Here is a 26,737-nt window from a genome sequence, read left to right on the forward strand (position 1 = left end):
CAGGTCTATCGCCCACCCCTCGCATAATAATCGAACAACGCGCCCGCCTCCGCCGACAGCCAGTCCGCCTCGCCCGTCATGTAGCCCTCGACCTGTCCGCTCACGCCGATCAGGAACGAGATCGGCATGCCGTAGAGCGCGAACGGGGTCTCGATCTCGGCAGCGCCGACGCGCGAGACGAGACCGCCGGGATCGAAGCCGATCGCAAGATGACGGAGCTTGAGCTGCTTGACGTAGGGCGCCACCAGCGCGCGGTTGCGGTCGGTGCTGACCGCGACGACGGTAAGATCGCTGCGGCCGCCGGATGCGAGCCGGTCCAGCATCGGCAGCTCGGTCCGGCACGCCGCGCACCAGGTGGCCCAGAAGTTCAGCAGCACCAGCCCGCCTTTAAACGCGGCGAGATCGATCGCGCCGCCGGCCAGCGAGGGAATCGCCACTCGCGGGACTGGATAAGCGCCTTGAACGAGCGTGAACTGGTGCCGGATGGTGCCGAATTGCGGCGGTCCCGACGCGGCGCGCGCCGGCAGGGCGAGCGAAGCGCCGGCGCCGATCATGCCGGCGACCACGGCGCGGCGTGTCGGGGCGCGAACAGAAGTCATGCCGGGCTCTCCGCTTGGCTTGAGGGCTGCGTCGTTCACGACCGGATGTAGGACCAGCCGGCTTCCTGCAATTCGATGATGCGTCCGGGCCCGTTCGGCACCAGGTCGACATTGTCGAGCAGCACCAGCGGATGTCCCTCGGCGCGCTCCATGCCGAGCTTGGTGGCTTCGCAGACCACGAAGCGGATGTCGGGCGTGAGCCCGCGCACCACCCGCAGCAGGTCCTTCACCGGCGAAGTGTCGGCGCGCAGCATGTGGACGCCGGCATTGTAGGCAACGACCTCGATCGCGAACGGCTCGTTGCGCTCCCGGTAGTATTTCGGGAGGTTGAGCGCGGTCGAAATCAGCGCCCGCATCGTGGTCGGGTCGTCGCTGTTGATCGGCAGCACCACATGATGCACCCGCGGCTCGGGCTTCTTCGGTTCGGGTTTCGAGACCGCGGCGACCGATCCGGTGAGCAGCAAGGTCACGGCGAACGGCACCGCGAAGGCCAGCGCAAGCGCTGCGGCGAGCGTCAGGAGGCGGCGAGAGACGCGCATCGCGGCCACCTCACGGCACGCTCGCGAGCAAGGCGAACTGGCTGCGTTTGGCGTAGGCGACGATCGCGCTCAAGGTCAGCAGCACGAGGGCCGGCACCGGCGAGCCGCCGATCACGAACAGATGGCTGATGGTGGCGCCGACCATGATGCAGCTCAGCAGCACGCCGCCGAAGGCAACGACCGGAGGCAGCAGGATCAGGATGGCGCCGATAAGCTCCAGCGATCCGGTGAAATAGCGGAACCACTGGCCGAGCCCGAGATGCTCGAATTCCGCGACCAGCATCGGCACGCCGTAAAGCTTGGCGGCGCCAGCAGCGGCAAAGGCCAGCGCAAGCACGCCCCTGACCACCCAGAGACTGACGGATTTCCAGCGCGACGGCGCCGCGGCAACAGCAACTGACATGGATGACTCCCCAATTGTTCGAATGGACCGGACCGGGCCGCCCCCCTGCCCATGGCTTTCGACAGGCTAAATTCGGGAGTAAGATGAAAAGAACAAGTAGGATGCTTTTTGTGAGGTAGTATGGAAAAACAGACTATTGGACTTACCGAGCCTCCGGCGGCGCCCGAGCCGTGCAACGGCGACCTGGCGGCGCAATTTCATCGCGCGCTTTCCGTGCTGGCCGGGAAATGGAAGGGCGACATCCTCTGGCAATTGGTCGAACGCAAGCGCCGGTTCGGCGAGCTGCGACAGGCGATCCCCGGCGTCACGCAGCACATGCTGACCACCCAGCTGCGCGATCTCGAGGCCAACGGCCTCGTCAAGCGCACGGTCTATCCGGAGGTGCCGCCGCGGGTTGAGTACGAGATGACGCCGTCCGCCAAGGCGCTCAAGCCGGTGTTCGACGAACTCTACCGCTGGTCGCAGGAGCACGGCTTCCCGACCTCGACCGGGAGTGCCGCGCAGCCGGCGCCGTCGGGCGCGGAAGCCGAGCCGGAGGACCAGCCCCGCAAGGCCGGCCGGCGCGCCGGCTGATGACGACAAGGTGAGGATCCCGAGCAGCTGCCGTGACCGACGTCACCGTCGCAGGCACTCCCGGTTTGCCACCCTAAACACTATGTTGAGCAGTCGCCGTCCGGGCCTGAATCGGAACCGGCGCAGGTTTCCGGGTTGTAAGATGAGTTTTCCGCTCGTCTCTGCTTCAATCACCCGAAATCCCTGCTTCCGGGTCCCCACTGGCAATCAGTTGCGCTTCAGGCAAGGATGACGAGGAATTGCCAAGACATCGCCAAGACATCGCACTGCGTCGGAGTGACCATGACCAATCCCGCCACGACCTCCCTGCTCGATCGCGCCAATCTGGACCGCGACGCCGTCCGCCGCGAGGTGTCGCGCGGACTTCAGGGCGCCGACGACGGCGAGTTGTTCCTCGAGTTCGGGCAGACCGAGGCGCTGGTGTTCGACAATGGCCGGCTGAAACAGGCGACCTATGACACCTCGCAGGGCTTTGGCCTGCGCGCGGTCAAGGACGATGCGGTCGGCTATGCGCATTCCTCCGACGTCTCGATCCCGGCGCTGATCCGCGCGGCGGATGCGGTGGCGGCGGTCCGCGGCGGCTATGCCGGCACGTTCGCCGCGGCGCCCTCGCACACCAACGTCAAGCTCTATGGCGACGAGAATCCGCTCGACGGCCCGGCATTCGAAGCAAAAGTAAAGCTGCTCGGCGAGATCGACGCCTATGTCAGGGACAAGGATCCGCGGGTGCGGCAGGTCTCCGCCAGCCTCACCGCGACCTGGCAAGTGGTCGAGATCCTGCGGCCCGACGGCGAGAGCTACCGCGACATCCGCCCGCTGGTGCGGGTCAACATCTCCGTCGTCGCCGGTCAGGGCGACCGCCAGGAAAGCGGCAGCAAGGGCTATGGCGGCCGCGAGGGTTATGCGCGTTTCATCGAGACCAAGGCCTGGCGCGACGCCGCCGACGGCGCGCTGCGCGAGGCGCTGGTCAATCTCGAATCAGTGCCGGCCCCGGCCGGCGAGATGGACGTGGTGCTCGGGGCCGGCTGGCCCGGCGTGATGCTGCATGAGGCGGTCGGCCACGGGCTCGAAGGCGATTTCAACCGCAAGCAGACCTCGGCCTTTGCCGGATTGATGGGCAAGCAGGTCGCGGCCAAGGGCGTCACCGTGGTCGACGACGGCACCATGGCTTCGCGCCGCGGTTCCCTCTCGATCGATGACGAGGGCACGCCGACCAACCGCACCGTGCTGATCGAGGACGGCATCCTGGTCGGCTACATGCAGGACCGCCAGAACGCCCGCCTGATGGGCATGAAGCCGACCGGCAACGGACGGCGGCAGAGCTATGCCCATGTGCCGATGCCGCGCATGACCAACACCTACATGCTGGCGGGCGACCGCGACCCGGCCGAGATCATCGCCTCGGTGAAGAACGGCATGTATGCCGCCAATTTCGGCGGCGGCCAGGTCGACATCACCTCGGGCAAATACGTGTTCCAGTGCACCGAGGCCTACAAGATCGAGAACGGCAAGCTCGGCGCGCCACTGAAGGGCGCCATGCTGATCGGCAACGGGCCGACCGATCTCCACAGGATCACCATGATCGGCAACGATCTTGCGCTGGACACGGGAATCGGCACCTGCGGCAAGAACGGCCAGGGTGTGCCGGTCGGCGTCGGCCAGCCGACGTTGCGCATGGAACGGATTACGGTTGGAGGAACAGGCTAGTGAGCAGCGGAAACGAAGTCGTGGCGGCCAAGACGACGAGCTGGCGCGGACAGGCCGTGCAGCTGGCCGCGATCGTGGCCGTCGTGTTCCTCGCCAAGGGCGCGATCGCCGAGCCGTTCTACGTGCCGTCGGGCTCGATGGAGCCGACGCTCCTGATCGGCGACGCGCTGGTCGCCTCGAAATATCCCTATGGCTACGGCGCGGCGTCGCTGCCGATCCAGATCACGCTGCCGGAAACCGGCCGCGTGTTCGGCGAGACGCCGAAGCGCGGCGACGTCGTCGTATTCCGCTGGCCGGGCGACCGCTCGCAGGCCTGGGTCAAGCGCGTGGTCGGGCTGCCCGGCGATCGCATCCAGATGCGGCAGGGCCAGCTCTTCATCAACGATCATCCGGCGGCGCTGAAGCCCGACGGCGCCGGCTTTGCCGAGGACGATCGCGGCGGCGGCGAGGATGCCAACCGCTATATCGAGACGCTGCCGAACGGTGTCAGCCACGCGATCTTCAAGATCCGCGACAACGGCCGGCTCGACAACACGGCCGAGGTGACGGTGCCTCCGGGCCAGCTGTTCGTGCTCGGCGACAACCGGGACAACTCCGCCGACAGCCGCGTGCCGGTGCGCGACGGCGGCGTCGGCCTGCTGCCGATCGACAATCTGATCGGCCGCGCCGATGCGGTGGTCGGCTCCTGGGACATGGGCATCCGCAGCCAGCCGGTCTGGACCTGGCTGTCCGGCTTCCGCCTCGCGCGCTTCTTCACCTCGGTGCAGTGAGCAGGCCCAAGTGACCTTCGACGACGTCAGGACCCTGGTGCTGGCGTGGCCGGAGGTCGAGGATGGCTCGTCCTACGGCACGCCGGCGCTGAAGGTGCGCAAGAAGATGCTGGCGCGGCTGAAGGAGGACGGCGACAGCCTGGTGATGCCGGGCGTGCCGCCGGATGAGCGCGACATGCTGGTGGAAAGCCAGCCCAGGGTCTTCTACTTCACCGATCACTACCGCGATTATCCGACCGTGCTGATCCGCCTGTCGAAGGCCAGGCGTTCGACCGTCGAGCCTCTGCTGCGCCGGCAGTGGCGCGCGCTGGCATCGAAGAAGGCAGTCAGGGATTTTGACGCGATCGGGTAATGGCTTCTCGTCATTGCGAGCGCAGCGAAGCAATCCATGTCACGGCATTGCGGATCGATGGATTGCTTCGCTGCGCTCGCAATGACGGAGGAAAATGAAGCATGACCGCTGACCAATTCCTCACCACTGCGCTGCGCAATCCGGCCAACCGCGCGATCATCGACGAACTCGACCGCCGCGCGCTGCCCGATGCGTGGCTGGTGGCCGGCTGCCTAGTGCAGAGCGTGTGGAACGTGCTGACGCAGCGGCCGCTCGATCACGGCATCAGCGACTACGACGTGTTCTATTTCGATTCCGACACGTCATGGGAAGCCGAGGACGCCGTGATCCGCGATCTCACGGCGCGGCTCGGCCATCTCGGCGCCGCGATCGAGGTGCGCAATCAGGCCCGGGTCCATCTCTGGTATCCCGAGAAGCACGGCGTGCCCTACCCTGCGCTGTCGTGCTCGACCGACGGAATCGACCGCTTCCTCAGCACGAACGTGCAGGTCGGCATCCGCCGCAGCGCCAGCGGTTACGACGTCTATGCGCCGAGAGGTTTCGACGATGTCGCCGCCATGATCGTGCGGCCGAACCGGACCGCGAATTTTTCGGCGGCGAATTACGCGAAGAAGGCTGAGCGATGGAAGGCGCTGTGGCCGGAGATCACGGTGATTGAGGTGGACTAACCCGTTCGTCCCTGCGGACGCAGGGACGACAGACGGGTGTGTGGCGCCTACCGCACCACGCCTGATGTGAACCCTGCCTTCCGCCGCGGCGGCTTGATCTCTTTCTTCAGGAAGCAATGCGCGTCGCGGCCGGCATAGCCGGGCCGGGCGTAGGTCCAGGCACGGCATTTGTTGTCGGCGGTGCAGGCGGCCTGGCAGGCCTCGTCGCCATCGCTGCTCTTCAATTCGAAGTTCTTGTAGTCGCCGCCGAGGCGGTCGATCGAGGTTTCAATGGCGCCATTGCGCGGTTCGACCACGCCCGCGCCGCGCACCCCGGAGACGCAGCAATTGTCCTGCACCCGCGGCGGCACGCTGCTCTTCAGCCAGCACACCGCACCATTGTTGGCGTCGGTCGGATAGTTGAAGCTCCAGGCGCGGCAACGGCGATCGCGCTCGCAGGTCAACGCGCAATCGGCGGGATCGCCCGAACTCACCGGCGCGTTCAGGTAATCGCCGCCGGGACGGTCGAAATTGGCCTGCGCCAATGCCGGGCGTGCGGCGAAGGCGGCCACAAGCACCGCGAACATCACCACACTCGCCCTAAAGAGGCGGCCTATCCCCATGAGATTGCTTTCAAATTCGCACAGCCCCGCGCATCCCGCGGGTGTCATTTGAACGCCATGAACCTGTACGGCTGATGAACGGCGAGGCAACGGCAGGTGCGACGACACCGCCGTCCGCGCGCACGCCCAGAACCCCCGTTCCGATACAATCGGAAACGAAAAAGATTAGAAGGCGTACTCCTGATAGGCCGGCTCGACCGACCCCTTCCAGGGACCGTTGAACTTCTCCAGCATCTCCTCGGCCGGCGAGCGGCCGGTCTCGATGATGCGCTCGAGCGGTTCGAGGAAACGGCTTTCGTCGCGGCCGAGATGATCGATCCGGCCGCGCCGCCGCAATCCGGCATGCGACAGCACCAGGCACTCCTTGGCGATCTCGAACAGATAGCGGTCCTTGATCCGCGACTTGAAACCGAAACGCGGCACGTCATCGCGCAGCGCCTGCCGCTCCGGCGCGGTCCAGTGCCGGACGATGTCCCAGGCAGCATCGAGACTGTCATTGTCGTAGAGCAGCCCGACCCAGAACGCCGGCAGCGCCGGCAACCGGCCCCACGGCACGCCATCGGCGCCGCGCATTTCGAGGTAACGCTTCAGCCGCACCTCGGGAAGATCGTCGAGAGATGGTTGGCCCAGTCCGACAGGGTCGGGCGCTCGCCCGGGAAGGCGGCATTCTTGCCGGCGAAGAAATCGCGAAACGAGGAGCCGGAGACGTCGATATATTCCTCGCCGCGCTTGACGAAATACATCGGCACGTCGAGCGCGTAGTCGACATAACGCTCGTAGCCCATGCCGTCCTCGAACGCGAACGGGATCATGCCCGAGCGCGCATTGTCGGTGTCGCGCCAGATCTCGGAGCGGAACGACAGGAAGCCGTTGGGCTTGCCTTCGGTGAACGGCGAGTTGGCGAACAAGGCGGTCGCGATCGGCTGCAACGCCAGCGACACCCGCAGCTTCTTCACCATGTCGGCTTCGGAGGAGAAGTCGAGATTGGTCTGCACCGTGCAGGTCCGGAACATCATGTCGAGGCCGTATTTGCCGACCTTCGGCATGTAGTTGCGCATGATCTTGTAGCGCCCCTTCGGCATCACGGGAATCTGCTCGCGCGACCAGGACGGCGTCATGCCGAGACCGAGGAAGCCGATGCCGAGCGGGGTTGCGATCTCCCGCACCTGCGCCAGGTGCGCCATCAACTCCGACTGCGTCTGATGCACGGTTTCGACCGGCGCGCCGGACAATTCAAACTGCCCGCCCGGCTCGAGCGAAATCGCGCCGCCGCCGGTGACGTCGTAGAGTCCGATGATGTTGCCGCGCTCCATGATCGGCTCCCAGCCGAGCAGGAGCTTCATGCCTTCGAGCAGCGCGCCGATCCCCTTCGCGCCCTCATAGGGCACCGGCTGGTGGCCTTCGAGCGTGAACGGCGTCTTCTCGTGCTCGGTACCGATCCGGAATTCGGACTCGGGCTTCACACCGGCTTCAATCCACGCCACGAGCTCGTCGCGCGATTGCAGCGGCGTCATGTCGATCTGGTCACGCGCCATACGAAATCCAACTCAAGGGCGCTTCGATCGAAGGCGCGCGGTGGCAGGGACATCCGTGGGCCAGAGCGGCCGCGGATGATGGGATCAGCAATATCATCGGGCAGGCACGCCGTCTCGCGCCGGCGCGGCCTTGGTATCGTTCTTGACGTCGCCCTTGGCATCGCCGCAGGAGCAGCCGAGACGGTCGAGCAGACCGCACAGCCTTTCAGCGTCGGCATCGGACAATTTGGAGCCGACATGCTTGTCGATCGCGGCCGAATAGGCGCTCCACATCTTCTTCTGCAACTCGCGACCGGCCTCGGTGATCTCGACGAACTGGCCGCGCTTGTCGATCTTGCATTCGCGACGGGCGGCGAGCCCCTCGTCGACCAGCTTGTCGATCAGCCGCGAGGTCGAATATTGCGGGATCAGCATCTGCCGCTCCAGCTCGACCGGGCGCAGCTCGCCGGACGGCGCGCGCGACAGCTCGAGCAGGGCGTCGTACCAGGCCAGCGGCGGAAAGCCGGCCTTCTTCAGGTCCTGCTCGACGCAGTCCAGCACCCGGCTCGGCACCCGCATCAGGCGGATCCAGGCGGCCGTCGCCTCGCTCGATAGCTTGCGTTTCATCGTCTAGCCCATAAGGTCCCGGAACCCAGTGTACCGCACTGAATGCATCTGCATCAATCTTGACTATTTCATGCAGGTGCATGTAGGCAATCCCTCTCCGGACGCCAAGAACAAGGGAAGGAATACCCCCATGAAGCTTTATTACACCCCCGGTGCCTGCTCCCTCTCGCCACACATCGCCCTGCTCGAAGCCGGCCTGCCCTACGACCTGGTCAAGGTCGATTTGCGTGCCAAGAAGCTCGAAAACGGTGACGATTTCCTGCAAGTGAACCCCAAGGGCCAGGTGCCGGCGCTGGCGCTGGACACCGGCGAGATGGTCACCGAAGGGCCGATCATCATCCAGATGATTGCCGACAGGGCTACCGACAAGAAGCTGGCGCCGGCCCGCGATTCCAACGAGCGCTACAAGCTGCTCGAATGGCTGAACTACATCACGACCGAGCTGCACAAGAATCTCGGCCCGATGTTCTCCCCGGTGCTCGCCGACGACGCCAAGGCATTCTTCAAGGACCGCGCCATGGGCAAGTTCAAATACGTCGAGAGCCAGCTCGCCGGGCACGACTATTTGATGGGCAACCAGTTCACGGTCGCCGACGGCTACCTGTTCACCATGATCATGTGGGCGCAAGACCGGCTCGGCTTCGACCTCTCCGGCCTGCCGAACCTGATGGCCTACAAGGCCCGCGTCGCGGCGCGCCCGAAGGTGCAGGAAGCACTGAAGAAGGAAGGCCTGCTGAAGGCGGCCTGAGTTTTCGCCGGGCAGACATGCCAAGGGCCGGATCGATGATCCGGCCCTTTTTGTTGGTACTGCACGCTTGTGGCCCGGACTACTCCGCGGCCTGCGCCACCTGCTTCTTCGGCGGGAAGCGGCCGTAGAAGGTCTCGCCCTTGGCGGCCATCTCCTCGAGCAGCTTCGGCGGCGTGAAGCGCGAGCCGTATTTCTTCTCGAAGGCGTGGCAGAGCGCGACGAAGTTCTTGGTGCCCATGAAGTCGATATAGGACAGCGCGCCGCCGGTGAACGGTGCGAAGCCGAAGCCGAGGATCGAGCCGACGTCCGCCTCGCGCACGTCGGTGATGACGTGATCCTCGACGGTGCGCGCGGCTTCCACCGCCTGCACCACCAGGAAGCGCTGCTTCAACTCTTCGACGCTGAGCGTATCCGGATCGAGCTGCTTCGGTTGCAGCGCGGCGAGCCCCGGCCACAGGCTCTTCTGGCCCTTGCCCTTCTCGGGATAGTCGTAGAAGCCCTTGCCGTTCTTGCGGCCGAAGCGGCCCTGCTTCTCGACCATCTCGACGATCAGCTTCTTCTGCGCCTGGTCGATCGCGTTGGGACCGAGATCGGCCTCGGTCGCCTTGGTGATCTTCAGCCCGAGATCGAGCGCGACCTCGTCTTGCAGCGACAGCGGCCCGACCGGCATGCCGGCCATCTTGGCGGTGTTCTCGATCATCGCCGGCGGCACGCCTTCGAGCAGCATCTCGTTGCCCTCGGAGATGTAGCGCATCACGCAGCGATTGGCGAAGAAGCCGCGGCTATCGTTCACCACGATCGGCGTCTTGCCGATCGCGCGGACATAGTCGAGCGCGGTGGCCAGCGCGACGTCGCCGGTGTTCTTGCCGAGGATGATCTCGACCAGCATCATCTTCTCGACCGGCGAGAAGAAGTGGATGCCGATGAACTTGCCCTGGTCCTTGAACTCCTCGGCCAGCGAGTTGATCGGCAGGGTCGAGGTGTTGGAGGCGAAGATCGCGCCCGACTTCAGCAGCGGCTGCGCCTTGGCATAGGTGTCGGCCTTGACCTTGCGGTCCTCGAACACCGCCTCGATGACGAGGTCGCAGTCCGCGATCACGTTGTAGTCGGCCGTTGCCGAGATCCGGGCCAGGATAGCATCGGCGGCTTCCTGCTTCATCCGCCCCTTGGCGATCAACCCGTCGACCACGGTCTTGGCGTGGCCCTTGCCCTTGTCGGCGCTCTCCTGATCGCGATCGACCAGCACGACGTCGATGCCGGCCTGCGCCGAGACGTAGCCGACGCTGGCGCCCATGAAGCCGGCGCCGATCACGGCGAGCTTCTTGACCTTGGTGGGTGGCACGCCTGCCGGGCGGCGGGCGCCCTTGTTCAGCTCCTGCATCGACAGGAACAGCGAGCGGATCATCGCCGCCGCTTCCTTCGAGCGCAGCACCTTGGCGAAGTAGCGCGACTCGACCCGCAGCGCGGCGTCGATCGGCAGTTGCAGGCCTTCATAGACGCAGCTCATGATGGCGCGCGCGGCCGGATAATTGTCGTAGGTCTCGCGACGATAGATCGCGTTGCCGGCCGGGAACATCTGCATGCCCATCTTGGAGAAGACGGGGCCGCCGGGCAGCTTGAAACCCTTCTCGTCCCACGGCGCAACGGCCTTGCCGCCGCCCTTGATCCAGTCCTTGGCGGCCTTGATCAGGTCGGCCGCGGGCACCACGGCGTGAATCAGGTTGAGCGCCTTGGCACGCGTCAGATTGACCGCCTCGCCCTTGAGCAGCAATTGCATCGCATCCGCCGGCTGCACGAGACGCGGCACGCGCTGGGTGCCGCCGGCGCCGGGGAACAGGCCGACCTTGATCTCGGGCAGGCCGAGCCGGGTCTTCGGGTTCTCGGCCGCGACGCGGTAGTGGCAGGCCAGCGTGATCTCGAAACCGCCGCCGAGCGCGAGCCCGTTGATCGCGGCGACCCACGGCTTGCCCGAGGTCTCGATCGCGCGGAACGACAGCGACATCTGGCGGCTCTGCTCGAACAGCATCTGGTTCGCAGCTTCCTCGCCCTTCTCCTTGAGGAGCTGCGCATACGCGCGGTTCATGCCCTCGAGCATCGAGAGATCGGCGCCGGCGCAGAACGCCTCCTTCGCCGAAGTGATCACGACGCCCTTGATCGCGGCATCGCTGGTGGTCTGCTTGATGATCTCGCCGATCTCCTGGGTCGAGACCTCGTCGAACACGTTCATCGAGCGGCCCGGGATGTCCCAGGTGACGAGCGCAATGCCGTCGGCGTCGACGTCGAACTTGAAATTCTTGTAAGCCATGTTGTGCTCCCTCGATGCCGGCAGCCGATCTCAGGCGCGGCGATGGTGTCTCGGACCGTAGGGCGGGTTAGCGAAGCGTAACCCGCCACCTTTTCGTGGTGACATGGTGGGTTACGCCTTCGGCTAACCCACCCTGCTTTCGTTACACTCGCTCGATGATGGTGGCGGTGCCCATGCCGCCGCCGATGCACAGCGTCACCAGCGCGGTTTCCTTGTTGGTGCGCTCGAGCTCGTCGAGCACGGTGCCGAGGATCATGGCGCCGGTCGCCCCAAGCGGATGGCCGAGCGCGATCGCACCGCCGTTGACGTTGATCTTGGCATTGTCGATATCGAAGGCTTGGATGTAGCGCAGCACCACCGAGGCGAAGGCTTCGTTGAGCTCGAACAGATCGATGTCCGACTTCTTCATGCCGGAGCGCTCGAACAGCTTCTCGGTGACGTCGACCGGGCCGGTCAGCATCATCGCGGGCTCCGAGCCGATATTGGCGAAGGCGCGGATTTTCGCCCGTGGCTTCAACCCGAGCTTGGCACCCGCTTCCTTGCTGCCGAGCAGCACCGCGCCGGCGCCATCGACGATCCCTGAGGAGTTGCCGGCGTGGTGCACGTAGTTGACCTTCTCGACCTCGGGATGCGACTGGATCGCCACCGCGTCGAAGCCGGCCATCGCGGCCATCGCCGCGAATGACGGCTGCAACTGCGCCAGCGACTGCATCGTCGTGGTCGGGCGCATATGCTCGTCCTTGGCGAGGATGGTCAGGCCGTTGATGTCCTTGACCGGCACCACCGACTTGTTGAAGCGGCCCTCGTCCCAGGACTTCGCCGCGCGCTGCTGGCTCTGCACCGCATAGGCGTCGACGTCGTCGCGCGAGAAACCGTATTTGGTGGCGATCAGGTCGGCCGAGATGCCCTGCGGCATGAAATAGGCCGGCACCGCCATCGAGGGGTCCATCGGCCAGGCGCCGCCCGAGGCACCGATGCCGACGCGGCTCATCGATTCCGCGCCGCCGCCGATCACGAGCTCATGCTGGCCGGCCATGATCTGGGCCGCCGCGAAATTCACGGCATCGAGGCCGGAGGCGCAGAACCGGCTGATCTGCACGCCCGGCACCTTCTCGCCGAGGCCGGCGTTCAGCGCCGCGAAACGGGCGATGTCGGAGCCGGCCTCGCCGACCGGATCGACCACGCCGAGCACGACGTCGTCGACGGAATCCTCGGCGAGATTGTTGCGCTCCTTGAGCGCCTTCAGCGGCACCGTGGCGAGCGCCAGCGCGGTGACCTCGTGCAGCGCGCCATCGGCCTTGCCGCGGCCGCGCGGGGTACGAACGTGATCGTAGATGTATGCCTCAGGCATGACGCCCTCCTTGATATGAGGATCATAATATATACGGAAAGAAGCGCCGCCGCAGCACTGCGGCGGCAATTTTCAAGGCTTTCTCATTTGACGCGTTGTCTTCACGCGAACCGGTATCCACTTCGCTGGGAAACGATTCAGAACGCTTCCGCGGCCAATTCCATCGTGGTGGCGCTGCCGCTCTGGATCCGGGCCAGATGCACGGCGGTCTCCGGCAGCAGCCTTTCCATGTAGAAGCGGCCGGTGACGAGCTTGGTGTTGAGATAGGGCGTGGCGCCGGCCGCGGCCTTGTCCTGCGCGACCTTGGCCATCTTGGCCCACATGTAGCCGAGCGCGACCAGGCCGAACAGCTTCATGTAGTCGGTGGCGGCGGCGCCGGCATTGTCGGGCTTGGTCAGCGCGTTCTGCATCAGCCAGCCGGTGGCCTGTTGCAGATGGCCGAGCGCGGTCGAGAGCGGCGTGATGAACGGCTTCATCGCCTCGTCGCCGCCATGCTCCTTGGCGAAAGCACCGACCTCGCCGAAGAACGCCATCGCGGCACGGCCGCCGTCGCGCGGCAGCTTGCGGCCGACCAGGTCGAGCGCCTGGATGCCGTTGGCACCCTCATAGATCATCGCGATGCGCGCATCGCGCACGAACTGCTCCATGCCCTGCTCGGCGATATAGCCGTGGCCGCCATACATCTGCTGTGCGGACACCGTGTTGGCGAACCCGGTGTCGGTCAGGACTCCCTTCAGCACCGGCGTCATCAGGCCCATGTGATCATCGGCAGCCTGACGGTCCTTCGGATCGTTGGAGCGGTGCGCGACGTCGCTCTTCAGCGCGGTCCACACCACCATGGCGCGCGCCGCCTCGTTGAAGGCGCGGATGGTGAGCAGCGTGCGGCGCACGTCGGGATGCACGATGATCGGATCGGCGGGCTTGTCAGCCTCCTTGGCGCCGGTCAGCGAACGGCCCTGCAAGCGCTCGCGGGCGTAGGCGACCGCGTTCTGGTAGGCGACCTCGGACTGCGCGAGGCCCTGCACGGCGACGCCGAGGCGGGCCTCGTTCATCATCACGAACATGCCCTGCATGCCCTTGTTCTCTTCGCCGATCAGCCAGCCGGTGGCGTTGTCGTAGTTCATCACGCAGGTCGAATTGCCGTGGATGCCCATCTTGTGCTCGATCGAGCCGCAGCTGACGCCGTTGCGCGCACCCAACGAGCCGTCGCCGTTGACCAGCACCTTGGGAACGACGAACAGCGAGACACCCTTGATGCCGGCCGGCGCGCCTTCGATGCGCGCCAGCACGAGATGGATGATGTTCTCGGTGAGATCGTGCTCACCGGCCGAGATGAAGATCTTGGTGCCGGTGATCTTGAAGCTGCCGTCGGCCTGGCGCACCGCCTTGGTGCGAAGCAGGCCGAGGTCGGTGCCGCATTGCGGCTCGGTCAGGTTCATGGTGCCGGTCCACTCGCCGGCGATCATCTTCGGCACATAGGTCTTCTTCTGCTCCGGCGTGCCGTGCACCAGCAGGGCCGCGGTCGCACCCATGGTCAGGCCGCCATACATCGAGAACGCCATGTTGGCGGAGATCTGGAATTCGTTGACCGCCTGCGACAGCGTCACCGGCAGGCCCTGGCCGCCAAACTCGGTCGGCGCCGACAGGCCGAGCCAGCCGCCCTCGGCGACCTGCTTGAAGGCGTCCTTGAAGCCCTTCGGCGTGGTGACGCTGCCGTCGTCATTGCGCTTGCAGCCCTCGAGATCGCCGGTGCGATTGAGCGGTTGCAGCACCTCCTCGCTGAGCTTGGCGGCCTCGCCGAGGATCGCCTCGCGCACATCGGCCGACGCATCGGTGAAGCCGGGAAGATTGCCGTAGCGATCGATCTGGAAAACGTCGTTCAACAGGAAGCTGACGTCTTCGACGGGGGCTTTGTAGGTTGGCATGCTGATCTCCCGGCTGGCTCGTGGCCGCAGGTACGGCCGACGCTCTGCAGCTTGTCCTTGGGTTTGTTGCAGCGGACCTTATCCGGTTCCGGAGGTCCGCGGCAGGGCCTAGCGAGACTGTGATTGCGACGTAGCGCCGCCCTGCTTCATCAACTCCTCGCCCATCATCCGATGCAGCAGGTTGATCGCCTTGAGCGGACGCACCATCACCTTGAAATGCGTGATCCGGCCGTCACCATCGAAGGTGATGATGTCGACGCCGTTGAGCTTGATGCCGTCGATCTCGTTCTCGAATTCGAGCACCGCGCCGGTGTCGTTCTTCCATTCGCCGAGATATTTGAAGGTCGGACCGCCGAGCACCTTGGCGGCGCTGGTGAGATATTTGAAGGTGATGTCGCGGCCGCGCTGCGGCGTATGCACGACCGGGCTTTCGAACACCGCGTCGGGATGCAGCAGATCCCACAAAGCGGCGGTGTCGTGGGACTTCATGTAGGCGTACCACTTGTCGAGGCCCGGCTTGCTCATTTCGGACGTCTCCTGCGGCGGGGTTAGGAAGCCTGAACATCGGCCGCGCGCGACGAGCCGGCGCGCCGATCACCATATGCATATTGACGCATATGCACACTAACGCATAAAGTCAAGCGAACTCGGGAATGGCCGATTTGGGAACTGAGATGGAGGTGGGCGTTGGCACTCGGTGACGCAATCCTCGCCTGCCTCACGGAACGTCCGATGACGGGCTACGAGCTCGCCAAGACGTTCGATGCCTCGATCGGCTTCTTCTGGAAGGCCGACCATCAGCAGATCTACCGCGAGCTCTCCCGGCTGCGCGACAAGGGCCACGTCCAGGGCCGCGAGGTGGTGCAGTCCGGCAAGCCCAACAAGCTGGTCTACACCCTGACCACCGAGGGCCGCGCGGCGTTGAAGCACTGGGCGGCAAGACCAAGCGTTCCGCCCTCGATCAAGGACGACCTGCTGGTACGGCTCTATGCGCTCGACTGCGTCGACATCGCGCCGCTGCGCAACGACCTGATGGCGCGGCTGGAGCATCACCGCGACCGCTATGAGCGCTACGAACGCCTGCTCAACAAACGCTTCCCCGACGGCACAGCGCCGCCGGCCGACGTCGGCAAGATGCTCAGCCTGCGTCTCGGGATGCGCCATGAGCGCGTCGTGGTGGAATGGTGCGAGGAGGCGCTCGACGCGCTGTCGGCGATATCGGGCCGCGGCCATGTGCTGCCGATCGACGACGGCAAGCGCGGGAGCAACGGCTAGAAGCTGCCGTGCCGCCCGGCTATGGCGCGAAACAAAATCGACTTTGCCTAAAAACGATAGCCGTGTCCTGATCCGGCGCAACAGGTTCCCGGATTCCCTAACTTTAAGGCCCTGCGGCCGCATTCCTTAACCCGTTATTTACCGTGACGGGAAAAAGTCAGCAGCTGAAGCAGACGACCAGCGCAGAATTCGATTGTCTCTTAACGGGAATGCGCGGGGAGGCTGCGGGCGCAGGTTGTGGCGCCGGAGTCGGGACCGGACGGAATCATGAATTCGCGCGTATCGTGGAGTGTTGACGGCATCGATCCCTCCGTCCGCGACAGGGCCGAGGCGGCTGCGCGCCGCGCCGGCATGTCACTGAACGACTGGCTCAACTCCACCGTCGGCGAGCCAAGCCCGCCGGATTGGCGCATGGAGCAGCGGCAGCCGATGCCGAGCCGGGAAAGCCGCGAGGTCGCCGACATCCATCAGCGGCTCGACGCCATCACCCGCCAGATCGAACAGATTGCAAAGCCGTTGTCGCGCGGCGAAGCCGTGCGCGCCGAAGTGCCGCGCGGCCAGCCCGCCGTCGCACGGCAGTTGAACGAAGCGATCTCGCGCCTCGACGCACGGCTGTCGCAGATTTCGCGGCCGCAGCCGGCGCGCGAGCCGCAACCCCAAACGACGCGTGAATCGCAGATGCAGCGGGAGCCGCAAATGCAGGACCGCCAGCAGCAGGAACGCCAGCGCCAGGCCGAAGCCGTCGAGCGCGCCGCCGCGCAGATCTACCGGCCCTCGCCGCCGCTGAGCCCGGCATCGTTCGATTCCGCGATCGCGGAAATCGCCGCGCGCCAGAACGAGCTCGATGACGTCGCACCGCGGCAGATGCCGCCGCGCGGCGCGCCGCCGATGCCGCAATCGGCGCCGCCGGTGGCTGCCTACGCGCCGCCGCCTGCCACGCCCGCCGGGCCCGACTTCTCCTCGCTCGAGCGTCATCTGCTCAAGATCACGAGCCAGATCGAAGCCCTGCAACGGCCCGACCATATCGAGCAGTCGATCGCGGCCTTCCGCGGCGAGCTCGCGGAGATCCGCCAGGCCATCACCGAGGCGATGCCGCGCCGCGCGATCGAATCGATCGAGAACGAAATCCGCTCGCTGCATCACCGGATCGACGAGATCCGCCAGGACAGCAGCAACGGCCAGGGCCAGGCGATCGCCGGCATCGAACGCGCGCTGTCGGAGATCCGCGAGGAGCTGCGCACGCTGACGCCGGCGGAACAGCTCACCGGCTATGACGAGGCGATCCGCAATCTCGGCGCCAAGCTCGACACGATCCTGCGCGCCAATGACGATCCCTCGACGCTGCATCAGCTCGAAAGCGCGATCGCGGCGCTGCGTACCATCGTCTCCAATGTCGCCTCCAACGACGCGCTGCTGCAACTGTCCGGCGACGTGCATGCGCTGGCGACCAAGGTCGACCAGCTGTCGCAGATGTCGCGCGGTGAATCCTACGGCGACGCTTTCGCCGGGATCGAGCAGCGTATCGCCGCGCTGGCCTCGACGCTGGAGAGCCGCGAGCGGCCGGTCGGCACCGACAACACCGACGCCATCGAAAGCGCAGTACGCACGCTGTCCGAGCGGATCGACCGCTTGCAGGTCGGCAACGACAGCTCGTCGGCGTTCACCCATCTCGAGCAGCGCGTCTCCTATCTGCTGGAGCGGTTGGAATCCGCCGACCAGCGCTCCGGCAATCTTGGCCGGGTCGAGGAAGGGCTGCATGACATCATGCGGCACCTCGAGGCGCAGCACGCCCATCTCGCTTCGCTGGCCGACGCCACCCGCAACACCGGCCCGTCCGCGCCGCAGCCGATGATGGACAGCGGCATCGTCGACCTGGTGAAGCGCGAACTGTCCGACATCCGCTTCAGCCAGACGGAGACCGACCGCCGCACCCAGGACTCGCTGGAGACGGTTCACAACACGCTCGGCCATGTCGTCGATCGCCTCGCGATGATCGAGACCGATCTGCGCTCGGTCCGCACCGCGCCGCCGCCGGCACCGCCTGCGCCCGAACCGGTCCAATCGCGGATCGAACCGCCGCGGATGGAAATGCCGCGCGCGGCGATGCCGCAGCCGATCGCACAACCCGAATCGTATCGGCCCGAATTGCCGAATCCTGCGCTGGCGCAGGAGCACTTCATGTCCGCGCCGCGCGAATTCCACGCCGTGCAGCCGGTCGAGGCCACGCCGCCGCCGCTGCCGCCGCGCGCCATCAGCGAGATCCTCGAGCCGCATGCGGCGTCCGCACGCGCAGCCATCGCGCCGGAACTGCCGCCGGATCATCCGCTCGAGCCCGGAACGCGCCCCTCGGGCCGCATGTCGTCGCCGTCGGAGCGGATCGCGGATTCCGAACGCGCGATCAGCGATCTTCCCGCCGGCAAGAAAGAGCCGGTCTCGACGTCGAGCTTCATCGCCGCCGCGCGCCGTGCCGCGCAGGCCGCCGCCGCACAGCCCGTCAACGACAAGGCTGCACGCGCAGCGAGCAAGGCTGCCGCCAAGGCCAAGGAGAAGGCCGACAAGGCTGCGAAGGCCGCCGCCGCCAAGGCGGGCGCGCCCGCTGCCGGCGCAGCTGAGGCCCAGCCTTCGACCATCACCTCCAAGATCCGATCCCTGCTGGTCGGAGCGAGCGTGGTCGTGATCCTGCTTTCGACCGCCAAGATGGCGATGAACCTGCTCGACACCAGTTCCCCGGCGCCGATCCCGGCGGCCGAACGCAGCGAGCCGGCGCCTGCGGCCCCCGTGCAACCGCCCGTCGAGAATTCGACAGCCCCCGCCGCACCTTCCGGGATGCCGGGGCCATCGATGACCTCGCCGACCCCGCTCGGCCGCCAGTCCAACAACACCGCGGCGCCCAACACGCTCGACAGCGCGCAAGTCAGTATTCCGCCGGCGTCCGCGCCTGCCGATGCTGCAATGCCGGCAGCGCCGCCCGCCGCCCCGGCACCGGCCGCCGCGAACGACGTCACCGGCACAATTCCGACCGCACCTCCGCTCGGCGGCAAGCTCGCCACGATCCAGATTCCGGCGGGCGAGAAGCTGCCCGACGCGATCGGCGGACCGGCGCTGCGCACGGCTGCGATCAAGGGCGATGCGGCGGCGGCCTACGAGGTCGGCGTCCGCTTTGCCGAAGGCAAGGGCGTGCCCGCCAATCTCGACGAGGCCGCCAAATGGTACAATCGCGCGGCCCAGGCCGGCGTGGTGCCCGCGATGTTCCGGCTCGGCACCTTCTACGAGAAGGGCCTCAGCGTGAAGCGCGACTTCGATACCGCGCGGCGCTACTACGTGCAGGCCGCCGAGCGCGGCAACGCCAAGGCGATGCATAATCTCGCCGTGCTCGATGCCGACGGCGGCGGCAAGGGCGCCGACTACAAGAGCGCCGCGCAGTGGTTCCGCAAGGCCGCCGATCGCGGCGTCGCCGACAGCCAGGTCAACCTCGGCATCCTCTATGCCCGCGGCATCGGTGTCGAACAGAACCTCGCCGAGTCCTTCAAGTGGTTCAGCCTCGCGGCCGCGCAGGGCGACGCCGACGCCGGCCGCAAGCGTGACGACATCGCCAAGCGGCTCGACCCGCAGTCGCTGGCCGCAGCCAAGCTCGCGATCCAGACCTTCACGCCCGAGCCGCAGCCGAGCGATGCGGTCAACGTGACGACCCCGCCCGGTGGCTGGGACAGCGCGCCCGTGCAACCCGCGGCGGCAAAGCCGGTCAGGCAACCGTCGAAGCGCACCGCGGCGCTGGCCGCCCCGGCTCACTGAACGACACGCGATGCGGCGCCTTGACGGCGCCGCTGTCCTATCCCTGCCGCATTCCGCCGTGTAGACAGACGCGCAGTCCCGCGCCGATGGCGCACGCGTTCTGGAGGTCAGGCTTGTCTGTCGACGATCGTCAGGATGATGGCACCGGCCACCGTTCGTCGCCGACCGGTCCCCGCGTCGCGCCGCCGCGCCGGACTGCATCGCCGTTCGCCGCGCACCCGAGCGCTCCGCCGCAGCCGCCCGCCCCTCCACAAGGAACCATGGCCTCGCCGCGCGGCACCTTCCGGTTCTCGCTGCCGTCGATCATCATCTTCGTGCTGCTGTTATCGAGTGTCGCGATTCAGGCCTATCGCGACCTGTCGCGGCCGGGCGCCTGGGATTTCTGGCGCGAGACCTACATCGCGGCGAGCATGACCTCGACGGTGATTCCCGACGTCGACATCGACGGGTCGGGCCACGGCCGGCGGGCGCTGGCGATCAGCGGCAAGATCGGCTCGGCCAGCGCGAGCTGGCTGCGCGACCGGCTGAGCGAGGCCCGCCTCGCGCCGGGTGATGCCGTGCTGCTATCATCGCCAGGCGGCGCGCTGAATCAGGCCGCGATCATGGGCGAGGCCATCCGCTCGCACGGGCTGGTCACCGCCGTCGCAACGGCCGACGCCTCGGGCAGACTGCGCCCCGCGGCCTGCGCCAGCGCCTGCGTCCTGGTCTATGCCGGCGGGGCGACCCGCTATGGCATCGCGGGCTCGCGGCTCGGGGTGCATCGCTTCACGACCAGCACGCCGGTCAGCGATCCGCTCGCCGAGGCCCAGCGCATCCAGGGCATGGTGCTCGGCTACATGACCAAGATGGGCGTCTCGTCCGGGATCGTCGAGGCGATGTCGCAAACCTCGGACATCCGCTGGCTGAGCCCGCAGGAAGCGCTGACGCTGAACCTGATCACCAAGCCGGTCGAGCGGCCCTGAAGCATGATCCGGCAAAGCGCGGAACGCGTTTGCGCGGAGATCATGCTCAAACCAGCCGGTTCAGGCGTCATTAATCTGAATTATCAACCACGTGCGCAACAGAGCGGCAACGTGCGGCGAAAAATGCCATCCGAGGCGGATTCTTTAGTCCCTCCTTCCACCGAATTCGGTTATGCAAGAACGCGGCAATCGACCCGCGTTCGCCAGCGTCCTGCGCGCCGACCGGATTCGTTCAGCCGGAGAATGCCCGACCAGAACGACATCACGCCGTGATGCGGCCCTGCGCCCCAGCATACGGCGAACCGACAAGAAGCGACGCGCGTGCAGCTCTACCTCCCGATCGCCGACATTCCGGTCAATGTCTTCCTCATCCTGGCGATGGGCGCGGCGGTGGGATTCGTCTCCGGCATGTTCGGGATCGGCGGCGGCTTCCTGATGACGCCGCTGTTGATCTTCGTCGGCATCGCGCCCGCGGTCGCGGTGGCCTCGGTCGCCAGCCACATCGCGGCCTCCTCGTTCTCCGGCGCGATCTCCTATTGGCGCAGACGCGCGATCGACCCGCTGCTGGCGGCGGTGCTGCTGGTCGGAGGCACGCTCGGCACCGCGCTCGGGTGTGGACCTTCACCTTCCTGCGCTCGCTCGGCCAGCTCGACCTCATGATCGCGCTGTCCTACGTCATCCTGCTGACGACGGTCGGCGGGCTGATGTTCTGGGAAGGCCTGCGCGCGATGCTGCGTTCGCGCCGCGGCGGCCCGGTCACGCTGCGCAAGCCCGGCAGCCATGGCTGGATCCACGGCCTGCCCCTGAAGCTGCGCTTCAAGCGCTCCAAGATCTATCTCTCGGTCATCCCGGTGGTCGCGGTCGGCCTCGTGATCGGCTTCATCGGCGCTGTCATGGGCATCGGCGGCGGCTTCATCCTGGTGCCGCTGATGATCTATGTGCTGCGGGTGCCGACCTCGACCGTGATCGGCACCTCGATGGTGCTTACCCTCGTCACCATGGTGTTCGCCACCATGCTGCACGCGGTGACCAACCATCTGGTCGATGCCGTATTGGCCTTGATCCTGATGATCGGCGGCGTCACCGGCGCGCAGTTCGGCGCCCGCGCCGGCCAGAAGATCCGTGGCGAGCATCTGCGCCTGCTGCTCGGCCTGCTCGTGCTCGCGGTCGGCATCCGCTTCGCGGTCGAGCTGGTGATCCGGCCGCAGGACCCCTACAGCATCCGCGAAACCGGCGGAGCCCCGCCATGAGGCTGCGCGCGCCGCTTGCGATCGTTGCCCTTATCGCGACCGGCCTGGCGGCCGCGCCTGCCCGTGCCGAACGGCTGATCGTGTCGGTCTCCAACCATCGCGTCACGGTGACGCCGAATTATTCCGGCGGCGAGCTCGTGCTGTTCGGTTCGGTGGAGAAGGACGACAAGACGCCGCCCAATCGCGGCAATTACGATCTCGCGGTCACGGTGTCGGGGCCGCGCGCCGACATGGTCACGCGGCGCAAGGAGCGCAGGTTCGGAATCTGGATCAACACCGACTCGCGCCAGTTCCTCCAGGTTCCCGGCTACCTCGCGCTGTTCGCCAATCGCCCGTTCGACCAGATCGCCTCGCCCGACGTGCAGCGGCGCCAGCAGCTCGGGCTCAACAACGTGCTGCTGATGCAGCGGGTCGGTCCCGACTTTGCCGACGTGGTGCCGAACGATCCGTTCCGCAGCGCCTTCGTCCGGCTGCGGACCGAGCACGGATTGTACCGCGAGGCGACCTCCGCGGTGACATTCCTGACCCCGACCTTGTTCCGCACCGGCATTCCGCTGCCGGCCGAAGTGCCGATCGGCACCTACAATGTCGAGATCAAGTTGTTTTCCGACGGCGCGCTGGTGACCAAGACCGAGACCGCGTTCGAGATCGTCAAGGTCGGCTTCGAGCAGTTCGTCGCCACCACCGCGCGGCAGAACGGCTTCGTCTACGGCCTCGTCACCGCGTTCATGGCGCTGATGACCGGCTGGATGGCCTCGATCGTGTTCCGAAAAGATTAGAGACGTAGGTTGGGTGGAGCGAAGCGATACCCAACATCCGGAACCGCGGCGACATGATGGGTATCGCTGCGCTCCACCCATCCTACGATCCCCGCAACACGCTTTCGAACGCGTCGCCCAGGATCGAAAGGCCGAGGTCGATCTCGTCGTCGCTGATCGTCAGCGGCGGCGCGATGCGGAAGACGCTGCCCATGCCGGGCAGTTGCACGATGTTGGTGCTCAGCCCAAGCTCCATGCAGCGCTGCGAGACCCGTGTTCCGAGCGCTTCATCGGGTTGCTTGCTGAAGCGGTCGCGCACGATCTCCATGCCCTGCATCAGCCCCCGGCCACGCACGTCGCCAATGCATTCGAAGCGGTTCTGGAGTGCGAGCAGCCCATCCCTCAGCCGCGCGCCCGCGATCGCAGCCCGCTCGACCAACCGGTCGCGCAGGATGATCTCGATGACCTTGAGCCCGACCGCTGCCGGCATCGGGTCCGACACATGCGTCGTGTAGAACAGGAAGCCGCGTTCGTGACAGCGCTCCTCGATCTCGGCCGATGCGATGACCGCGGCTAAAGGCAGACCGGCGCCGAGCGTCTTCGACAGGGTCAGGATGTCGGGCACGGCACCATCGCGCTCGAACGCGAACATCGCGCCGGTCCGGCCGAGGCCGGTCTGCGCTTCGTCGACGATCAGCAGCATGCCGCGTGCACGGCACAGCTCCTTCAGCGCGGCGAGGTAGCCTTCCGGCAGATCGATCAGCCCGCCGGAGCTGAGGATCGGCTCGGCGATCATGCAGGCGAGCGAGCCGGTCGATTGGCGGTCGATCAGATCGAAGGCGTAGGCCAGCTCGGCCCGCCAGTCGGCCGCTTGGCCGAAGCGGGGACGATAGAGGTTCGGGGTCGGGATCGCGAGCGAGCCGACCGGCGCCGGGCCATAGCCCCTGCGGCCGGCCGAATAGGTCGTCGCGGCGGCGCCCGACGTCATGCCGTGCCAGGACTGCGCGAACGCGACGGTCTCGAAGCCGCCGGTGGCGAGCTTGGCCATCTTGATCGCGGCCTCGTTGGACTCGCCACCGGTGCTCAACAGCATGACGCGATCGAGCCCCGGCGGCAGCAGGTCGGCGAGCTGTTCGGCCAGCGCGACCACCGGACGGGTCAGCATGCCGCTGAACAGATGGTCCAGCCGTTCGGCATGCTCGCTGATGGTGCGGACGATCTCGGGATGGCCGTGGCCGAGCACGGCGCTCATCTGCCCGGACGTGAAATCCAGGATGGCGCGGCCGTCGGCGTCATAGACGAAGGACCCGGAGGCGCGCTCGATGATGACGGGCGCGAATGTGCCGCCATAGCGGATGAGGTGACGCCGCGCGCGATCCCAAAAGGCCTTGTCGTCGTTGCCCGTCATGCCTGCTCCCTGCGGCTGCATTACCGCGTTGAAGAACATCGTGGCTCATCCTATGCGCACGATCCGGCAATGACCTTGCGATTTGGAATGCATTTCGCCCACAATTCTGGAATAAATTGCGCAAAAGACGGAAAATGCGAAATAAATGGGAATCAACACCGTGATTGACGAGATCGACCGGAAGATCCTCGACGTGCTGCAGGTCGAGGGGCGCATCACCAATCTCGAACTGGCGGAGCGGGTCGGGCTCTCGTCCGCGCCCTGCATGCGACGCGTCAGGACGCTCGAGGATACCGGTGTGATCAGTTGCTACGTGGCGTTGGTGGACCCCGCGCGAATGGGGCTCGGGTTCGACGTGATCGTCGAGCTCCGCCTCAAGCACCAGAACCGGGACTCCTTCGCGCGCTTCGAGAAGAAGGTGACCGGGCTTCCGGAGGTCGTCGAGTGCTGCATGATCGCCGGCGATTGGGACTACTCGCTGCGCATCGTGTCCTCCGACCTCGCAAGCTATCAGTCGTTCATCCTCGACCGCCTGATGCATCCGGACAGCGATATCGCGAGCTACCGCACCACCATCATCCTGCGCAAGGTCAAATCGACGACCAAGATCGACAGCTCGCTGTTTTGATCGACGACGTTGCTACTCAATTCGCAGCCAGCCTGGTCGATGCGGCCGCGGGCCGGGTCACCAGATAGATGCCGAGCGCGACCGGAACGATGCCGAGCAGGTCGCGGAATTCGACTTGCTCACCGAGCACGAGGTAGGCGAACAGCATGCCGAGCGGCGGCATCAGGAAGTGATAGGCGCTGGCAGCGGTGGCGCCACAGACCTTCAGGAGATGAAACCAGATCACATAGCCGAGGATCGAGCCGCCGAGCACCAGGAAGGCGAAGGCGCCGGCGAGCCGGGCGCTCGGCACGATGTCAGCTACGCTGGAAAATGCGAAGGCGAACGGCATCACGGCAAGGCCTCCGGCAATGTTCTGGATGCCGTTGCCGATCCACAAATTGCCCTTGGGCGCGAGCAGCTTGAACAGGATGGTGCCCGCGACGATCGAGGCGAGCGAAGCCAGCGTGAACAAGACACCGTGCGGACTGTCTGATCCGATCGACATGCGATGCCAGACGATGAAGGCGACGCCGGCGATGCCGAGCAGCAGGCCGGCGACCTTGCGCCAGGTCAACGCCTCGCCGAGTAACAGCGCCGCCAGCACCGCGGTGAACACCGGATTGGCCGACACGATCAGCGTGCCGAGACCGGCGGAGACCGTCTTCAGGCCGGTGTAGCCGAGACCGAGATACAGCGCGTTGTTGGCGACGCCGAGCACGGCGAACACGACGGCATCGCGCCACGTCAGATCCCATGCGTCCCGGCGCAGCAGCGCGACGGCCAAGATCAGGATGCCGGCCAGCGAAAAACGCGCGGCGAGCAGGATCAGCGGCGGGCAATCGGTGACGCCGATCTTGCCGGCGACGAAAGCGAAGCTCCAGAGCAGGCAGAACAAGGCGATCAGCAGCGGCAGGGTGTTGAAGCGGGCACGGGGGGCGGCCACAGATGATGCGGCGGGCGACGTTGCGGCGGACATGGCGGGGTCTCCTTCGCCGATGATCTAGGCCGCCGCGTTGATATTTGGAAATTAAATGATAGACTGGCTTCCAGTGGATTTATGAATGGAGGCTGCGATGCTCGACCTGGAGCTGTTGCGCAGTTTCGTCTCGGTGGTCGATGCCGGCGGCTTCACCCGCGCCGGTGAGCGCGTTCACCGGACGCAATCGACGGTCAGCCAGCAGATCAAGCGGCTGGAGGAGGACGTCGGCCAGCCGTTGCTGATCCGCAGCGGCAAGGACGTCACCCCGACCGAGGCCGGCGAGCGGCTGTTGAGCTATGCGCGGCGGCTGCTGTCGCTCGCGGAGGAGGCCCGCGACGTGCTCTCGCGTCCCGGCAGCGAGGGCGCGATCCGGATCGGCATCACCGAGGACTTCGCCGCCTACCGCCTGACGCGACTGCTCGCAACCTTCTCGCGCAGCCATCCGAGCTTGCGGCTCGATGTGCGCTCCGGCCAGAGCTTGTCGCTATACCGCGACCTCGAGCGCGGCGATCTCGATCTTGCGCTGATCAAGCGCTCCGCCAGCGAGAAGGGTGGCATCGCGGTGTGGCCGGAACGCGTGCACTGGGTCACCAGCAAGAGCCATCCGCGCGACACCACCGTCGGCTCCGTGCCGCTGATCGGCTTCGGCTCGGGCTGTCTCTACCGCGCCTATGCCATCCATGCTTTGGAGCGCGCCGGGCGCAACTGGCACATGGCCTACACGTCCTCCAGCCTCGCCGGCATCCAGGCCGCGGTCGCCGCGGGCCTGGGCCTGAGCATTCTGTCGGAGATGTCGATCCAGGCCGAGCACCGCGTGCTGACCGCGAAAGACGGCTTTGCGCCGATCGAGCGCACCGAAGTCGCCCTCGTCGCCGCCCCCGAAGCCAGCCCCGCGACGTTGCGGCTGGCCGACCGGCTCGCCGAGTATTGCGAGAACGTGCAGGCGAAGGCGGCGTAGGACCCATCCGTCATTCCGGGGCGTGCGAAGCACGAACCCGGAATCCATTCATGCACGAACGA

At 66.2% G+C, this 26,737-nt stretch carries 23 protein-coding genes and 2 pseudogenes; 13 read left to right on the plus strand and 12 right to left on the minus strand.

Annotated elements, in window-relative coordinates; genetic code table 11:
• Positions 1-5 precede the first annotated feature (5 nt).
• Genes CWS35_RS02460 through CWS35_RS02470 form a run of 3 tightly spaced genes read right to left on the minus strand, consistent with a single transcriptional unit; the run spans position 6 to position 1,541 of the window.
• Positions 6-599, minus strand: coding sequence for a TlpA disulfide reductase family protein (locus tag CWS35_RS02460; RefSeq protein WP_100955959.1), 594 nt, complete (start codon positions 597-599; stop codon positions 6-8).
• Between the two features lie 35 nt (positions 600-634).
• A complete protein-coding gene (locus CWS35_RS02465) occupies positions 635-1,138 on the minus strand; it encodes a hypothetical protein (protein WP_100955961.1) in 504 nt (167 codons plus the stop codon).
• A gap of 10 nt (positions 1,139-1,148) precedes the next feature.
• The gene (locus CWS35_RS02470) at positions 1,149-1,541 is read right to left on the minus strand and encodes a DoxX family protein (RefSeq protein WP_100950581.1); all 393 of its coding nucleotides are present in this window, start codon (positions 1,539-1,541) and stop codon (positions 1,149-1,151) included.
• A gap of 120 nt (positions 1,542-1,661) precedes the next feature.
• Between CWS35_RS02470 and CWS35_RS02475 the strand changes: the two genes are divergently transcribed.
• From CWS35_RS02475 to CWS35_RS02495, 5 genes are all read left to right on the plus strand, one after another.
• On the plus strand, positions 1,662-2,114 hold the full coding sequence (locus tag CWS35_RS02475; protein ID WP_100950583.1) for a helix-turn-helix domain-containing protein: 453 nt from the start codon (positions 1,662-1,664) through the stop codon (positions 2,112-2,114).
• A 282-nt stretch (positions 2,115-2,396) separates the two neighbouring features.
• Positions 2,397-3,821 carry a metalloprotease TldD gene (gene tldD, locus CWS35_RS02480; protein WP_024581810.1) on the plus strand — a complete coding sequence of 475 codons (1,425 nt, stop codon included), beginning with the start codon at positions 2,397-2,399 and terminating at the stop codon, positions 3,819-3,821.
• The gene (lepB, locus tag CWS35_RS02485; protein ID WP_024581809.1) at positions 3,821-4,591 is read left to right on the plus strand and encodes a signal peptidase I; all 771 of its coding nucleotides are present in this window, start codon (positions 3,821-3,823) and stop codon (positions 4,589-4,591) included. Before tldD ends, lepB begins: the two co-directional genes overlap by 1 nt.
• 10 nt (positions 4,592-4,601) lie before the next feature.
• Positions 4,602-4,943 (plus strand): MmcQ/YjbR family DNA-binding protein, encoded by a 342-nt coding sequence (locus CWS35_RS02490; protein ID WP_100950585.1) that lies wholly within the window; start codon positions 4,602-4,604, stop codon positions 4,941-4,943.
• 101 nt (positions 4,944-5,044) lie between these two features.
• Positions 5,045-5,611, plus strand: a complete 567-nt coding sequence (locus CWS35_RS02495; protein WP_100950587.1) for a nucleotidyltransferase family protein — start codon at positions 5,045-5,047, stop codon at positions 5,609-5,611.
• A 47-nt stretch (positions 5,612-5,658) separates the two neighbouring features.
• Here CWS35_RS02495 and CWS35_RS02500 read toward each other — a convergent pair whose 3' ends face one another.
• The 3 genes and pseudogenes from CWS35_RS02500 to CWS35_RS02510 form a co-directional block, all read right to left on the minus strand.
• Positions 5,659-6,213, minus strand: coding sequence for a PAN domain-containing protein (locus CWS35_RS02500; protein WP_024581806.1), 555 nt, complete (start codon positions 6,211-6,213; stop codon positions 5,659-5,661).
• A 165-nt stretch (positions 6,214-6,378) separates the two neighbouring features.
• Positions 6,379-7,748, minus strand: a pseudogene (locus tag CWS35_RS02505) (glutamate--cysteine ligase).
• A 93-nt stretch (positions 7,749-7,841) separates the two neighbouring features.
• Positions 7,842-8,354: a MarR family winged helix-turn-helix transcriptional regulator gene (locus tag CWS35_RS02510; RefSeq protein WP_024581804.1), complete on the minus strand. Its 513-nt coding sequence runs from the start codon at positions 8,352-8,354 to the stop codon at positions 7,842-7,844.
• Positions 8,355-8,484: 130 nt separating this feature from the next.
• Between CWS35_RS02510 and gstA the strand changes: the two genes are divergently transcribed.
• Positions 8,485-9,102: a glutathione transferase GstA gene (gene gstA, locus CWS35_RS02515; RefSeq protein ID WP_024581803.1), complete on the plus strand. Its 618-nt coding sequence runs from the start codon at positions 8,485-8,487 to the stop codon at positions 9,100-9,102.
• 79 nt (positions 9,103-9,181) lie between these two features.
• Here the strand turns inward: gstA and CWS35_RS02520 are convergent, their stop codons facing one another.
• The 4 genes from CWS35_RS02520 to CWS35_RS02535 all read right to left on the minus strand — a co-directional run bounded on the left by CWS35_RS02520 (position 9,182) and on the right by CWS35_RS02535 (position 15,208).
• Entirely contained in the window at positions 9,182-11,407 is a 2,226-nt protein-coding gene (locus CWS35_RS02520; protein ID WP_100950589.1) for an FAD-dependent oxidoreductase, read from the minus strand.
• Between the two features lie 142 nt (positions 11,408-11,549).
• A complete protein-coding gene (locus CWS35_RS02525) occupies positions 11,550-12,758 on the minus strand; it encodes an acetyl-CoA C-acetyltransferase (protein WP_024581801.1) in 1,209 nt (402 codons plus the stop codon).
• Between the two features lie 137 nt (positions 12,759-12,895).
• Positions 12,896-14,683 (minus strand): acyl-CoA dehydrogenase C-terminal domain-containing protein, encoded by a 1,788-nt coding sequence (locus CWS35_RS02530; RefSeq protein ID WP_100950591.1) that lies wholly within the window; start codon positions 14,681-14,683, stop codon positions 12,896-12,898.
• Between the two features lie 108 nt (positions 14,684-14,791).
• Positions 14,792-15,208, minus strand: coding sequence for a nuclear transport factor 2 family protein (locus CWS35_RS02535; protein ID WP_100950593.1), 417 nt, complete (start codon positions 15,206-15,208; stop codon positions 14,792-14,794).
• A gap of 162 nt (positions 15,209-15,370) precedes the next feature.
• Between CWS35_RS02535 and CWS35_RS02540 the strand changes: the two genes are divergently transcribed.
• From CWS35_RS02540 to CWS35_RS02560, 5 genes and pseudogenes are all read left to right on the plus strand, one after another.
• Entirely contained in the window at positions 15,371-15,958 is a 588-nt protein-coding gene (locus CWS35_RS02540; RefSeq protein ID WP_100950596.1) for a PadR family transcriptional regulator, read from the plus strand.
• Positions 15,959-16,225: 267 nt separating this feature from the next.
• Positions 16,226-19,750: a tetratricopeptide repeat protein gene (locus tag CWS35_RS02545; RefSeq protein ID WP_100955963.1), complete on the plus strand. Its 3,525-nt coding sequence runs from the start codon at positions 16,226-16,228 to the stop codon at positions 19,748-19,750.
• Positions 19,751-19,863: 113 nt separating this feature from the next.
• The gene (locus CWS35_RS02550) at positions 19,864-20,712 is read left to right on the plus strand and encodes a hypothetical protein (protein WP_100955965.1); all 849 of its coding nucleotides are present in this window, start codon (positions 19,864-19,866) and stop codon (positions 20,710-20,712) included.
• A 321-nt stretch (positions 20,713-21,033) separates the two neighbouring features.
• Positions 21,034-21,962 (plus strand): annotated as a pseudogene (locus tag CWS35_RS02555) (sulfite exporter TauE/SafE family protein).
• Complete coding sequence (locus tag CWS35_RS02560; RefSeq protein ID WP_100950598.1) at positions 21,959-22,741, plus strand: TIGR02186 family protein; 783 nt, start codon at positions 21,959-21,961, stop codon at positions 22,739-22,741. Before CWS35_RS02555 ends, CWS35_RS02560 begins: the two are co-directional and overlap by 4 nt.
• An 82-nt stretch (positions 22,742-22,823) precedes the next feature.
• Here CWS35_RS02560 and CWS35_RS02565 read toward each other — a convergent pair whose 3' ends face one another.
• Entirely contained in the window at positions 22,824-24,128 is a 1,305-nt protein-coding gene (locus CWS35_RS02565) for an aspartate aminotransferase family protein (RefSeq protein ID WP_024581793.1), read from the minus strand.
• Positions 24,129-24,273: 145 nt separating this feature from the next.
• Between CWS35_RS02565 and CWS35_RS02570 the strand changes: the two genes are divergently transcribed.
• The gene (locus CWS35_RS02570) at positions 24,274-24,756 is read left to right on the plus strand and encodes an Lrp/AsnC family transcriptional regulator (RefSeq protein WP_100950600.1); all 483 of its coding nucleotides are present in this window, start codon (positions 24,274-24,276) and stop codon (positions 24,754-24,756) included.
• Between the two features lie 16 nt (positions 24,757-24,772).
• Here CWS35_RS02570 and CWS35_RS02575 read toward each other — a convergent pair whose 3' ends face one another.
• Positions 24,773-25,714 carry a DMT family transporter gene (locus CWS35_RS02575; RefSeq protein WP_024581791.1) on the minus strand — a complete coding sequence of 314 codons (942 nt, stop codon included), beginning with the start codon at positions 25,712-25,714 and terminating at the stop codon, positions 24,773-24,775.
• Between the two features lie 97 nt (positions 25,715-25,811).
• Here CWS35_RS02575 and CWS35_RS02580 point away from each other — a divergent pair, with 97 nt between their 5' ends.
• A complete protein-coding gene (locus tag CWS35_RS02580) occupies positions 25,812-26,675 on the plus strand; it encodes a LysR family transcriptional regulator (protein WP_100955967.1) in 864 nt (287 codons plus the stop codon).
• Positions 26,676-26,737: the final 62 nt, after the last annotated feature.

The sequence above is a fragment of the Bradyrhizobium sp. SK17 genome (assembly GCF_002831585.1).
Taxonomy (GTDB): Bacteria; Pseudomonadota; Alphaproteobacteria; order Rhizobiales; family Xanthobacteraceae; genus Bradyrhizobium.

Coding starts and splice junctions, on each gene's coding strand:
- CWS35_RS02510 (WP_024581804.1), bottom strand. CDS start 8,354: ATGAAACGCAAGCTATCGAGCGAGGCGACGGCCGCCTGGATCCGCCTG.
- CWS35_RS02560 (WP_100950598.1), top strand. CDS start 21,959: ATGAGGCTGCGCGCGCCGCTTGCGATCGTTGCCCTTATCGCGACCGGC.
- CWS35_RS02570 (WP_100950600.1), top strand. CDS start 24,274: ATGGGAATCAACACCGTGATTGACGAGATCGACCGGAAGATCCTCGAC.
- CWS35_RS02500 (WP_024581806.1), bottom strand. CDS start 6,213: ATGGGGATAGGCCGCCTCTTTAGGGCGAGTGTGGTGATGTTCGCGGTG.
- CWS35_RS02525 (WP_024581801.1), bottom strand. CDS start 12,758: ATGCCTGAGGCATACATCTACGATCACGTTCGTACCCCGCGCGGCCGC.
- CWS35_RS02565 (WP_024581793.1), bottom strand. CDS start 24,128: ATGACGGGCAACGACGACAAGGCCTTTTGGGATCGCGCGCGGCGTCAC.
- CWS35_RS02530 (WP_100950591.1), bottom strand. CDS start 14,683: ATGCCAACCTACAAAGCCCCCGTCGAAGACGTCAGCTTCCTGTTGAAC.
- CWS35_RS02475 (WP_100950583.1), top strand. CDS start 1,662: ATGGAAAAACAGACTATTGGACTTACCGAGCCTCCGGCGGCGCCCGAG.
- CWS35_RS02575 (WP_024581791.1), bottom strand. CDS start 25,714: ATGTCCGCCGCAACGTCGCCCGCCGCATCATCTGTGGCCGCCCCCCGT.
- gstA (WP_024581803.1), top strand. CDS start 8,485: ATGAAGCTTTATTACACCCCCGGTGCCTGCTCCCTCTCGCCACACATC.
- CWS35_RS02545 (WP_100955963.1), top strand. CDS start 16,226: ATGAATTCGCGCGTATCGTGGAGTGTTGACGGCATCGATCCCTCCGTC.
- CWS35_RS02535 (WP_100950593.1), bottom strand. CDS start 15,208: ATGAGCAAGCCGGGCCTCGACAAGTGGTACGCCTACATGAAGTCCCAC.
- CWS35_RS02580 (WP_100955967.1), top strand. CDS start 25,812: ATGCTCGACCTGGAGCTGTTGCGCAGTTTCGTCTCGGTGGTCGATGCC.
- CWS35_RS02520 (WP_100950589.1), bottom strand. CDS start 11,407: ATGGCTTACAAGAATTTCAAGTTCGACGTCGACGCCGACGGCATTGCG.
- CWS35_RS02495 (WP_100950587.1), top strand. CDS start 5,045: ATGACCGCTGACCAATTCCTCACCACTGCGCTGCGCAATCCGGCCAAC.
- CWS35_RS02465 (WP_100955961.1), bottom strand. CDS start 1,138: ATGCGCGTCTCTCGCCGCCTCCTGACGCTCGCCGCAGCGCTTGCGCTG.
- CWS35_RS02460 (WP_100955959.1), bottom strand. CDS start 599: ATGACTTCTGTTCGCGCCCCGACACGCCGCGCCGTGGTCGCCGGCATG.
- CWS35_RS02470 (WP_100950581.1), bottom strand. CDS start 1,541: ATGTCAGTTGCTGTTGCCGCGGCGCCGTCGCGCTGGAAATCCGTCAGT.
- tldD (WP_024581810.1), top strand. CDS start 2,397: ATGACCAATCCCGCCACGACCTCCCTGCTCGATCGCGCCAATCTGGAC.